This is a genomic window from Nostoc sp. JL31 (assembly GCF_017114965.1).
GTDB lineage: Bacteria > Cyanobacteriota > Cyanobacteriia > Cyanobacteriales > Nostocaceae > Nostoc > Nostoc punctiforme_A.
Genome location: NZ_JABXKO010000034.1, coordinates 216,015 through 228,946 on the forward strand (window position 1 = coordinate 216,015; position 12,932 = coordinate 228,946).

The following is a 12,932-nucleotide window of genomic DNA, read 5'->3' on the forward strand; positions in this document are numbered from 1 at the left end:
TGTATGTGCATCAGCGGAGAGTCTGAGTGTGCATTTCTAGCACTCAGACTTTCCCAACAATCTTTATAAACTAACGTTAACAACAAAGGATGAAAATATCTCTTTTCCACTCCTAATCAGCTTTTAAAACATGATTTTGCGATCAATGAAATATGAATTTATTAATTTCTAATTCAGGTTCGCAAATTTTAAATAGTTTTTACAGGTTTTGCTCATGACAACAAATATTGAAACCTCACTTTCTGATATACCAACTAGCACCCCAGTGTTAGAAATGCAAGGAATTACAAAACGATTTCATGGTGTATCTGCGCTCCAAAATGTTAATCTCACGATTTATCCGGGAGAAGTTCACGCCCTCATGGGTGAAAACGGCGCAGGCAAAAGCACATTGATGAAAATCCTGGCTGGGGCTTATATTGCCGACGAAGGAGAAATTCGCATCAATGGTCAACTCTTGAAAATTACCGATCCGGCGACAGCACGCAAATCGGGTATTAATCTCATTTATCAAGAACTGAATGTTGCACCGAATTTAACCGTTACCGAAAATATGTTTATGGGTAGCGAGTTGCGGCGAGGTCAGCTTTTAGACCGCAAAGCGATGCAACTGGAAGCAGAGGAAGTACTGGAAAGCCTGGGAGCCAATTTTACCGCGCAGACTATAGTTGGTACTTTGTCCATCGCCGAACAGCAGCAAGTGGAAATTGCCAGGGCGCTGAAGGATAAAAGCCGCGTTTTGGTGATGGATGAACCAACAGCAGCATTGTCTGACCGCGAGAGCGACCATTTATTTGAGGTCATTCGCAAACTGCGGCGTGATGGTATTGCCATTATTTACATCAGCCATCGCATGGAAGAAATCTATGCCCTAGCTGACCGGATTAGCGTGTTGCGCGATGGTCAATATATTGGCAGTCTGACACGCAGCGAAATTTCTCCCCAGCGATTGGTGCAGATGATGGTTGGTCGTTCCATGCAAGATTTTTACGAACATCAACGGCAAATGAATCCTGGCCCAGTGGTGCTGTCAGTCAGAAATATGAGCGACGCCCGCAAGAAGATTGAGCCGGCTAGTTTTGAACTTCATGCTGGAGAAATTCTGGGTTTAGCGGGGTTGGTTGGTGCCGGACGCACAGAACTATCGCGGCTGATTTTTGGTGCAGACCGCAAAGCTAGTGGTGAAGTATTCTTGAATGGCAAAAAACTGGAAATTAATACGCCCAGTGATGCCATTGAAGCGGGAATTGGTTACGTTCCAGAAGACCGCAAAGACCAAGGTTTATTTCTGGAGATGAGCGCCCGCAAGAATATTGCTATCAATACACTCAAGCAGGATGCAAGGGGTGGAATTGTTAACTGGCCTTCAGTGAATCGGCTATCAACAGACGCGGTGGAAAACTTTAATATCCGTCTAGCCAATTTGGAAATTAGAGCATTGGATCTTTCTGGTGGTAATCAACAGAAGCTACTGCTAGCGCGTTGGTTAGCCATTAAACCGAGAGTGTTGATGTTAGATGAACCGACACGCGGCGTAGATATCGGTGCTAAAAGTGAAATTTACCGAATTATGAGCGAATTAGCAGCACAAGGTGTTGCTATTTTAATGGTTTCCAGCGAACTATCGGAGATTGTCGGCATGAGCGATCGCGTCTTAGTGATGCGAGAAGGACAGCTGGTAGGCGAACTGGATGGCAGTCTTGGCAAAGAAATCACCCAAGAAAAGATTATGCACTATGCAACTGGAGCATCGGAGGTATCAGCATTATGAGTCAGACAGTCAGACCGCCTATCAATAAATCAGCCAACAATCCCGCAGCCCGCAACCGGAAATCAATCAGCACTCTGTTGGAAGTTGCGGGTATTTTGCCAATCTTAGTAATTATCTGCATCTTATTTGCATTCCTTTCTCCCAACTTCCTCACCGGCGGTAACATCGTCAATATCTTGCGTCAGGCATCAATCAATATTGTGCTAGCGACAGGAATGACCTTTGTAATTCTCACCGGGGGTATTGACCTTTCAGTTGGGTCAATATTGGCTGTTTCTGCGGTAGTTGCATTGCTAGTATCGCTACTGCCGGCTTTAAGTTGGGCAGCCGTACCTGCTGCCTTGCTAGCAGGATTGCTGTTAGGCTTACTCAACGGTGCGCTCATTACCTTCTTGGATGTGCCACCTTTTATTGTCACGCTGGGTTCACTTACAGCCTTGCGGGGTGTTGCCTTTTTAATTGCCAAGGGTACAACCCTGATTAACCGGGACATAAATTTTGCTTGGGTGGGTAATACATATATCGGCCCCATTCCTTGGCTAGTGATAATTGCGCTACTGACTGTGATAGCTAGCTGGTTTGTATTGCGGCAAACTGTTTTAGGGGTGCAGATATATGCTGTGGGTGGTAACGAACGGGCAGCCAGATTAACAGGGATTAAAGTTAATCGGGTGCTGCTATTCGTCTATGGTATTAGCGGATTACTGGCAGGCTTAGGAGGAATCATGAGCGCCAGCCGTCTTTATAGTGCCAGTGGTGTATTGGGTCAGGGTTATGAATTAGATGCGATCGCAGCTGTTATTCTAGGTGGAACCAGCTTTACAGGTGGTATTGGTACCATTGGTGGCACACTTCTAGGTGCATTAATCATTGCGATTCTCAACAACGGTTTAACTTTGTTGAACCTATCTTACTTCTGGCAACTAGTCGTCAAAGGACTAGTAATTATTTTGGCGGTAATGATCGATCGGTTACGCAGACGTTCCAGACGTTGAAGCATGAAATGGATTAGTAGTCTGTCAAATTCATTTTGACGGTTAGAGACGCGATAAATCGCCGTCTCTACAAGAAATTTATCCATCAATTATTTATTGACAGACTACTAGAGACTGGGGATTGGGGAACGCAAAGAATAACTAACTATGCCCAATGCCCAATGCCCAATTCCCAATTCCCAATTCCCAATATTTAAACTATGTCTTCTACTACTATTCGTCGTAAAGCCAACACGTTTTATGTAATTTTGATTGCTGGTGCTGCCGCACTCGGTGGGTTTTTATTCGGTTTTGATACTGCTGTAATCAACGGCGCGGTTTTATCTCTAGCAAAAGCTTTTAATACCAGTAGTTGGGTGACAGGGCTGGCAGTATCCCTAGCATTGCTGGGGTCTGCGGTAGGAGCCTTCTTTGCTGGACAGATTGCAGACCGTTATGGTCGAGTCAATGCAATGGTGGTCGCTTCGGCGTTGTTTACTATCAGTGCCATTGGCTCTGGGATGGCCTTCACTATCTGGGATTTTATTTTTTGGCGATTATTGGGTGGGATTGGCATCGGCGTTGCTAGCGTCATCGCCCCAGCATACATTGCCGAATGTTCTCCCACCCATTTGCGGGGAAGGTTAGGATCTCTGCAACAATTAGCGATCGTAGTGGGAATTTTCGTTGCCTTATTGAGCGACTACTTTATCGCTACGTCAGCAGGTTCAGCAGACTCGCCGTTTTTGTTTGGGGTTGCAGCTTGGCGCTGGATGTTTTGGACAGCAGTCCCACCAGCAGTATTCTACGGGATGGTAGCTTTAACGATTCCTGAATCTCCCCGTTATTTGGTTGCCAAAGGACGAGAATCAGAAGCTGCTAACGTTTTGACCAAGATTTTAGGAGGTGACGTACTGCCAAAAATCGAAGAAATTCGGCAGACAGTGCTTCGTGAACGCCAACCCAGGTTTTCTGACCTCTTAAGCAGAAGTGGCGGACTCCTCCCAATTGTTTGGATAGGAATAGGCTTATCTGTATTACAGCAATTTGTTGGGATTAATGTAATCTTCTACTACAGCAGCGTTTTGTGGCGTGCTGTTGGGTTTTCCGAAAAAGATTCCCTATCAATTACGGTGATTACAGGAGCCGTCAACATTATTACAACACTGATTGCGATCGCCTTCGTAGATAAATTTGGCCGCAAACCCTTACTCATAATCGGGTCAATCGGTATGACCTTGACCTTGGGGACGATGGCTTATCTCTTTGGTAATGCTCCCCTCGATGCTGCTGGGAACCCCAATCTCACCGGAAGCGCCGGGACTATGGCTCTCATTGCAGCCAACCTCTATGTCTTTTGCTTCGGCTTCTCCTGGGGACCAGTGGTTTGGGTACTGTTGGGAGAAATGTTTAATAACAAAATTCGAGCCGCCGCACTTTCGATTGCTGCTGCTATGCAATGGGTTGCTAATTTCGTCATTTCCACAACATTTCCTCCTATACTGCAATATTTCGGTCTAGGTTCTGCCTATGGACTCTATACAATTGCAGCAGCTACCTCATTCTTTTTCATTCTCTTTTTTATTAAAGAAACCAAAGGAATTGAGTTAGAGGATATGTAATTTGTAATTCGTAATTCGTAATTCTTAATGGGCTGCGCTCTAAGCAAAGCTATGCCGCAGGCTTTACGTAATTTGTAGAGGAGGAGAGGTATTTTCTCTCTCCTTGCTCTCTTCTGCGATCATATATCCAGGAAACAAATATCAGATAACAACTAAATACAAACTCTCGCTTCAGTCAATCACTAAAAAGATGGAAACTATCAATACGGCTCTTTGTTCATCTGGTTTGTCCGGCATGGTATTTCATGCGCCGTTTATTGATTTACATCCCGGATTTAAATTAGCCGGTTCTTGGGAAAGAAGCAAAAAGCTGATACAAGAACATTATCCCGATGTCAAAAGCTATCCTTCTTTGGAAGCATTACTAGCAGACGATCGAGTAATCTTAGTGGTCGTAAATACACCCACTTATACCCATTACGATTATGCTAAACAGGCATTGCTGGCAGATAAACATGTAGTGGTAGAAAAAGCATTCACCACAACGGTAGCAGAAGCGAAAAACCTGAAAGAATTGGCACAAAAACAGGGGAAAAAATTATCTGTATATCAAAACCGCAGGTGGGATAGTGATTTTAAAACAGTCAAAAAAATTCTTCAAGAAGGCTTATTAGGTGATATTGTTGAAGCAGAATTTCAATTTCAAAAATATAAACCAACCCTCAGTCATAAACAACATGTAGAAGTTCCAAGTCCGGGGGCAGGAACATTAAATAATTTAGGGCCGCACTTAATAGACCAAGCTTTGCATTTATTTGGGATGCCTGATGCTATTTTTGCAGACATCCGCATAACTAGGCTGCGATCGCAGGTAGATGATTATTTTGAGTTGATACTATACTACGACAAACTGCGCGTCAAATTAAAAGCAAGTTTCCTTGTGCGTGAACCTGCCCCTGCCTATATCATACATGGCACTAAAGGTTCTTTTCTCAAAAGCAGAGCCGATAAACAAGAAGAGTATTTAGTGGCGGGTATGAAGCCTAACACACTTGATTGGTATACAGAGCCGGAAAGTGAATATGGCTTGCTGCATACAGAAAAAGACACAAAAGTAATTCGAGAAAAAGTCAAAAGTTCACAGGGGAGCTATTTAGGTTATTACGATGCGGTGTATAAATCTATTGTTAATAATCAGCCAATTGCTGTTACTGCCGAAGACGGAATTAATGTAATGCGAATTATAGAAGCGGCTATAAAAAGCAGCAATGAGCAAAAACTCATAGCGTTGCTTTAAGTGACCTAAAACCCCAGATCAAAATATGTAGATTAGCTCATAAGCTACAAGCTTTGGTTTGAGTGTAATCTCTTTCGTTACAAAGTCATAATTCAACCATTTTCAACTAATAAACCAATGATCAAAATTCTTTTTAATAGCTTTTTTCTCTTATTTTTAGCAATTCCAGCAGTTTTGGCAGTACCTCCAGAAGATGATCCGAATGCAGCAGATGCTAATAGGAGTTTGCAAGGACAAGTCACTTCTGTTTCCCAATTTTCTGATGTACAACCAACTGATTGGGCATTTGGTGCATTGCAATCACTGGTGGAACGCTACGGCTGTATTGCAGGTTATCCCAATTCCACCTATCGCGGAAACCGTGCCTTAACCCGTTATGAGTTTGCCGCAGGTTTAAATGCTTGTTTAGATCGGATTAATGAGTTAATTGCCACAGCTACTAGCGATTTAGTTAATAAGCAAGATTTGGCAGTGATGCAGAAGTTGCAGCAAGACTTTGCCGCAGAACTGACAACTCTGCGCGGACGAGTAGATACCTTAGAAGCACATACAGCAACATTGGAGGCGCAGCAGTTTTCCACAACTACTAGGTTGAATGCTCAAATTATTACTGCTATTAGTGATAGCTTTGGTGATAGAGTCGGTGGCGAAGATGATGAATCCCGCATCTACTTTGCAAATCGGGGTCGTCTCAACTTTGAGAGCAGTTTTACTGGCAAAGATTTATTACGAGTTCGGCTAGAATTTGGTAACTTTGCGAATTCCAATGGTGTCAGCCAAATTGCCGCAGCCACAGGCACAGGCACAGGGATGACACGCCTGAACTTTGATTATGACAGCAACGAGACACTTCTTGTCCCTCACATCCGTTATTACTTCCCAGTCAGTGAATCCCTTAACTTCGTTGTTGGGCCTACAGGCATTGGTTACACCGACATTTCAACTACCGTCACTCCTCCCACAATTGCTGACGACGGTAATGGGGTTCCCTCACTTTTTGGATCGTACAGTCCCTTATTCCGGCGAGGTGGCGGTGGTGCAGCCGCTAACTGGAACATTACCAAAGACTTGGTTCTCACCTTGGGCTATTTAGCAAACAGTCCCAATGTGCCATCGGGGAGCAACGGGTTATTTGATGGCGGCTACAACGCCCTAGCACACTTAGCCTATTATGGTAAGGAAGGAGCAATTGGTATTGCCTACTCTCATGGCTATAGCCCTGGTGGAGTACCCGATATCTCCGCTGGGACAGGTAGCGTCCTGTCAAACGCTCCTTTTGGCAACAACATTGCTACTTCCAATGATATTGTCGGCACACAGGGATACTATCGCTTCTCCCCGAATTTCCAAGTCCACGCTTGGGGTGGATATATTTGGGCAAATGCCGAGAGTTCTGGTTTGAGTGATATTTCCAATGGTAGGGGTGGAACAGATTCTCTATTTGTGAACAATGGTGCCAATGCCAATGTCTGGTTTGGGGCGATTGGTGTGTCGTTTCCCGATGTGGGTGGTAGAGGCAATCTCCCAGGAATTCTCTTTGGTATACCACCCCATGTCTCTAACAGTGATATCCGTCAAGAACGAGACAACGCTTATCATATCGAAGCATTTTATCGTTATCGACTAAATGACAACATCTCAGTTACTCCTGGTTTTTGGGTGATTCTCAACCCAGAAAACGACAGCAGAAATGATACGCAGTATGTGGGTGTGCTTCGGACAACCTTCGATTTTTAACTGAATAGACCTCTTGCAAAAATCCTTGAATCACCCCTCCCCAACCCTCCCCTTGTGAAGGGGAGGGCGCAAGATTTCAAGTTTCCCCCCTTTATAAGGGGGGATTAAGGGGGGTCTATTCGACTTATGCAAGAGGTCTAATGTAATTTTTATTGCCATCTTCCTTCAGTTGCTATGGAATTGGAAGTAATGTTTGGTGGTTGAAGAAAATAGTCCCACTTAATTTAGATTAGGATTTACAAATTATTCTTCTGTTACTACCAAATTCCACAGCGTATCAATCCCATTTCCTACATATTTTGAATCCTGGTGTTGTAAAATCCATTCGGCGACAGTAGCAGTAACATTGCTGGAGTTTTTGCCCAACTTGCCCAATGCTTCAGCAGCAGAGTAACGCACAATCTCACTCTCATCTTTGAGTAAACCCAGCAGTTCTGCCAATACTTTCTGTTGTTCACCTAAAGCTGCCCGATATTCTCGCAGTCGCCCTTTATCTATCAAATCTGCTGATGCTTTCAACAGTTGTAGTGTTTGAGCTTGAAACTGGGTTTCATTTAAATTGCAAAGAATTTGAAAAACTTCTGATTGAACTTTGTCACCTACTCGTTGAGAATCGCTAACTTCAAACTCAACTAATCTCTGCAAAATATCTGTGATCAAATTGCCATCAGATAATTTTAAATCTTCCGCTAAACAAGTCCCTGCAAATAAAAGATTGCGATGCAGCCATTCTTCATAAGGACTCTCTTGTTGGAGAATTGCTTCAATAATTTTTTTCGAGTTCTTTGAATTTTGTTGAGCTATTAACAGCAACAACACCTCTCGCCAGTGGGAATTGTGTAGATAATCTCGAATGTGATTTAGTACTTCGTTAAAGTCTCCTGATTGGCGATCGCGTATTTCTTCACCTGCCAAATATTCCTGAAATGTCTTATGCACAAAGGCATATCTATCTTGACCTTGTTCGTTTAATAAACCACAGCGTTCTGTAATATGGTCAACTAAGCGTTCTGCTTCGGCTTTAGCTTGATGACTCTTAACTTGATAATTAAATTCACAAATATATTGGCTTAATTGCCTAATTAACTCATCTCTATCAATTAGCGTACCACCTTCTTGATCGCCAGTTTCCCCTTGAGAATGAATCCAATAAGCTAGGTGTTGCATCAATATTTTGATATCGTCCAATTGAATATAATTCAGCTTACAAGACTCAAGACCCTTGTTTTCATCCCAGTTAATCAATAGTGTATCAACTGCCTGTTCATAGAGTTTATGTCGCTGTCTAGGCAAATGTGCATCATAGCGATGAATCAAAGCAATAATTGTCAGTAGTAAAGGATTGCGTGCTAATAATTTGATGCGTTTTTGTATTGCTAATGCTTTTTTTAAGCTTTCTTGACGCTCTTGTGCTTTTTCTGGGTTGTTTGGCAGTCTGCTGTTATACCATTGCTGAATAAATAAATCAATTTGACTATCATCAAATTTTTCCAGATGATAATGAGGGAATTCATCTGTACCAAAAAACTCTCGACTATAACCTGCTGGACGCGAAGTTATAATTGCCCGATTTTGAGAATATTGTCCGAGAAAGCTGTGAATTATCTTTACAAACTCATAGCGATCGCTCGGTTTAGCGATTTCATCTAAGCCATCAAGTAAAATTAACGCTCTCCCATCGTCTAACCAATGTTCAAAGAAACCTTTTGGCAATTCTTTAACATGAATACTATTGGCAAAATTGCGTACATATTCTAAAAGATTCTTCGTTGAAGCTTTGCCTAAGTCTCTAATTCTAATCAAAATTGGCAGTAACTCTAAGTCTGCTGATAAACCGAGTTTTTCAGTCTGCTGTTCAGCCAGCATTACAGCAAAGTAACTCATCAAAGTTGTTTTACCAATTCCTGGTTCTCCCAACACAACAAATTTATTGCGTGTATTTTCTTTCAGCAGTTCTTTAGCTGAGAATTTCTTGCCACTACTTTGTTGTTCCCAAAGTAAATTTTGCTGACGTTGCTGGTTGGCTGTCTCTTTCAAAGCCAAATCTAGATTATTTAATTTTAAAACCGTGCTTTCTCTAACTTCCACCTGCTCAACTACATTAGGCATCACAAAAATTTGTGGTAGTTTAGCATATTTTTCTTCTTCTTTTGTTTTTACCTTTATCCCGACAAATTCAACACCATCAAAATAGTGTGACAGTTGTTTGAGATAATCGGATTTAGCAATTTGAAATTTTAAATATGTATTGGTGTGTTCAAAATAAGCATCTGCAAACTTTTTCAGCCAATGTTCAATACTTTCATCACGAAACTTTAAGTTTGGCTTTTCTGATTTAATTTTGTCGAATATTTTAACTAAAACCTGTAGATTTGGGGTTGTTTTTTCTGTAAAAGGCTTCTGTAATTCTTCTTGAACCCCTGTATCTTTGAAAAATTGGTCTATAAGTTCTTTAGTTTGTTTGTCGTCACAATGATAGAACAACTGCTGTTCATAAGATTGCTTGTTATCCCATTCATCAGCAGATTTGACTCCTGCTTTCAAAGCTTTTTCTAAGTCTGTAGGATTTAATGCACTATTAATTTTTCTAGCAATTTCTGGAGCTACTGCTTTTACTACTGGGGCGACAATAGTTAATAACTCTACACTCATATTGCTTGGTATATATAGTTTATATACATACTACACGCTTATTAGCTTTGTCGTCGCTGTGCGAATTTTACAATCGATTCAAGGACGGGGTAATCCTGATTTGCCTGCAACTGTTACTTTTTTCCATGAGCAACAGCAATTAACCTATCCTACTATTCTAAAAATCCCTAATTCTTCTTGTAGAATGTGCCTAAAAACTTTGATTTTTCGTTTTTAGCGCTCACTCAGCTTAAGAGGTTGTTTAAAAAGTAGTTGGCTGTGATTTTGATCGCACTATTACCCCCCTTAATCCCCCCTTGTAAAGGGGGGAAATAAGAAATCTTGTTCCCTCCCCTTTGCAAGGGGAGGGTTAGGGTGGGGTAAAACTGACGCGAAAACCAAGTGAGTAAGCTATTTCTGGCGAACGCATTTGCTATTTCGGCGTACTCATTTGCTATTTCGGCGTACTCATTTGCTATTTCGGCGAACGCATTTGTTATTTCGGCGAACGCATTTGCTATTTCGGCGAACGCATTTGCTATTTCGGCGAACGCATTTGCTATTTCGGCGTACTCATTTGCTATTTCGGCGTACTCATTTGCTATTTCGGCGTATTTTAGCCAATATGCGCTACTTCTGCATATTCCGCTTCATTTGCTCTAACTCATCCTGAGTTTCCCAGCTACGGAACTTCTCTTCTAAGTCATCAAACCCACTAGAAAAATTACTAGTTTGATTCGACCAGCCAATACTTTCCGAACGCTGCTGGGTTTGCGCTTTAGCACGGGCTGTTTGTGCTTCGGCGGCTTTAGCTTGTACCTCCTGTCGCCGTTGCTGAATTTTTTGCAGTAGTTCTTGAGATTGGTTAATGCGTTCTTTCAGCCCTTGCATGTGTCCCCAGCGCTGATTTCCTTCGCGCAATAGGGCTGCTTCTCGCTCACCCGCCGCCGCTGCCAAATCCTCTCTATTGGCGTTTTTGGCTTTTTGAATACGGATATGCCAACGCTGAATTTCTTGAGCGGTGGAGAGAATTTCTTCTTCCGATCGCTTCTCTTGTAATCTTAAATCTGCGATTAGCTTTAATGTATCTTCTTCTTGCTCACGCAGCTGTTCTAGCAGCGCCTCTAGCTCCAAATGTGGATTATTACGCAAGAATTCTTCTAAACGGTTTTCTAAAAACCGACTCAAATCATCAAATAAACCCACTGCTAGAACTCCAGAGATCGGGTGCGTGACTATTTTATTGTAGTAGTCAAGTGGACTTCTGGGTGTTAGTTAGATTTCAAAGTTGGGAAGAATGTATTTAGTGAAAATACGCAAGTAACACTGACTAACAACATAAGGCTTTATATCAGCATGAGTTCTGACTTTCAACCACCACCTAAGAGCTTGTCCATACTAGCTACTGTAGGAGGAGTCGTTACCGCTGCGATCGCGATCGCAATTTTAAATGGTTGGTCTAAACAATTTTCCAATACTTCTATAAAAAAAGCTGAAATATCAACATCCCCAATTGCTTTACAACCAGAGAAACCCCAACCCCCTGTCTCTAGTGCAGAAGATGCTGAAATAGTTGCCAGCCTTGATGCTCAATCCGTAGTTTTGCCAGGTCAACCCATTCCTAAGAACCAACTAACAGTAGCTATAATTCCCTATATTGCTCCTGGAGTTGGAAAACTGACCCCAGAAGAAATGACAACGGCACGTATTGCTTGGTCATACTTCCAGCGCAACTGGAACGATGAAACTGGCTTAGTTAATTCCGTTGATGGCTTTGCCTCTGTAAGTATGTGGGATCAGACAGCAGCGATCGCAGCCTTAGTCAGTGCTAGAGAACTCAATATCGTGCCTGTGGCTGAATTTGAAGCCAAAATGAGCAAAATGTTGAATACACTGGCGTCAATGCCTTTGTATAAAGGAGAACTACCCAACAAAGTTTACAATGCGAAAACTCTCGTACCTGTTAATTATGGTCAACTAGAAAAACGGGAAGAAATTGGTTGGTCAGCCATTGATTTAGGAAGAATGGCAATCTGGTTGAAGATTGTCGAGGCAAAGTATCCAGAAATGCGATCGCAAACAGGAGCAGTTTGGAAACACTGGCAAGTCAAGCGTCTGACCACAAATGGCCAAATGTACGGTACTGCCGTGATCAAAGGCAAAGAACAGTACAATCAAGAAGGTCGCTTGGGCTATGAGAATTATGCTGCTTATGGTTTGAAGCTTTGGGGCTTGGATGTTAAGCAAGCCTTAGATTATCAGTCCCATACTGCCTTTGTCGATCTTTACGGAGAGGGAATTCCTTACGACAAACGGGACTATAAAAACTCTGGAGCCAATAACTACGTTCTTAGCGAACCCTATATCTTGGATGGCATCGAAACTGGGTTTCAAGCTTTGCCTAAAGCTTATGCCGATCGGATTTTAGCTGCTCAAGCCGCGCGTTATGAAGCGACAAAACAATTAACCGCCGTCACCGAAGATAACTTAGATCGCCCGCCATACTTTGTTTACAGCAGCCTATTTGTCAACGGAGAACCTTGGGCAACCATCGCAGATACCAGAGAACAGCACAACAATTTGCGATTCCTCAGTGCCAAAGCTGCGATCGGCTGGCATGTACTTTATAACACTGCTTATACCCGTCAGTTATTTGATTTTGTTCAAGGCAACCTTAAGTCTAAAGAAGGCTGGTATAACGGCTTTTATGAGTCTCTGCGTCAGCCAAATAAAACTCTCACCGCTAATAATAATGGTGTAATTCTGGAGAGCTTACTGTATAAGCAAGTCGGGCAGCCACTTACTGTTTGGGCAGGAGTCAAGAGTCATAAGTCAACCGGGAAGACTATAAAAAGGCCGTAAGTTATTTCATATCGGTGATAATACCCCTCCCTAAAGCATCAGCTATGGTATCACACAAGTCAAATTACCCCCCTTAATCCCCCCTTGGCAAGGGGGGA

8 protein-coding genes are annotated in these 12,932 nt (G+C 42.5%); 6 read left to right on the forward strand and 2 right to left on the reverse strand.

Annotation, left to right across the window (positions count from 1 at the left end):
- The first annotated feature begins 214 nt into the window (after positions 1-214).
- The 5 genes from HWQ43_RS07190 to HWQ43_RS07210 all read left to right on the forward strand — a co-directional run bounded on the left by HWQ43_RS07190 (position 215) and on the right by HWQ43_RS07210 (position 7,341).
- Positions 215-1,771, forward strand: coding sequence for a sugar ABC transporter ATP-binding protein (locus HWQ43_RS07190; protein ID WP_292731664.1), 1,557 nt, complete (start codon positions 215-217; stop codon positions 1,769-1,771).
- On the forward strand, positions 1,768-2,766 hold the full coding sequence (locus HWQ43_RS07195; protein ID WP_292731666.1) for a ribose ABC transporter permease: 999 nt from the start codon (positions 1,768-1,770) through the stop codon (positions 2,764-2,766). Before HWQ43_RS07190 ends, HWQ43_RS07195 begins: the two co-directional genes overlap by 4 nt.
- Positions 2,767-2,966: 200 nt before the next feature.
- Positions 2,967-4,367, forward strand: a complete 1,401-nt coding sequence (locus HWQ43_RS07200; protein ID WP_292731668.1) for a sugar porter family MFS transporter — start codon at positions 2,967-2,969, stop codon at positions 4,365-4,367.
- A gap of 190 nt (positions 4,368-4,557) precedes the next feature.
- Positions 4,558-5,604 (forward strand): Gfo/Idh/MocA family oxidoreductase, encoded by a 1,047-nt coding sequence (locus HWQ43_RS07205; protein WP_292731670.1) that lies wholly within the window; start codon positions 4,558-4,560, stop codon positions 5,602-5,604.
- A 117-nt stretch (positions 5,605-5,721) separates the two neighbouring features.
- Positions 5,722-7,341: an iron uptake porin gene (locus HWQ43_RS07210; RefSeq protein WP_292731672.1), complete on the forward strand. Its 1,620-nt coding sequence runs from the start codon at positions 5,722-5,724 to the stop codon at positions 7,339-7,341.
- Positions 7,342-7,584: 243 nt separating this feature from the next.
- Here the strand turns inward: HWQ43_RS07210 and HWQ43_RS07215 are convergent, their stop codons facing one another.
- Entirely contained in the window at positions 7,585-9,993 is a 2,409-nt protein-coding gene (locus HWQ43_RS07215; RefSeq protein WP_292731674.1) for an NACHT domain-containing protein, read from the reverse strand.
- A 609-nt stretch (positions 9,994-10,602) separates the two neighbouring features.
- Positions 10,603-11,178, reverse strand: a complete 576-nt coding sequence (locus HWQ43_RS07220; protein ID WP_292731676.1) for a TIGR04376 family protein — start codon at positions 11,176-11,178, stop codon at positions 10,603-10,605.
- 150 nt (positions 11,179-11,328) lie between these two features.
- Between HWQ43_RS07220 and HWQ43_RS07225 the strand changes: the two genes are divergently transcribed.
- Positions 11,329-12,834 carry a DUF3131 domain-containing protein gene (locus HWQ43_RS07225; protein ID WP_292731678.1) on the forward strand — a complete coding sequence of 502 codons (1,506 nt, stop codon included), beginning with the start codon at positions 11,329-11,331 and terminating at the stop codon, positions 12,832-12,834.
- Positions 12,835-12,932 lie beyond the last annotated feature (98 nt).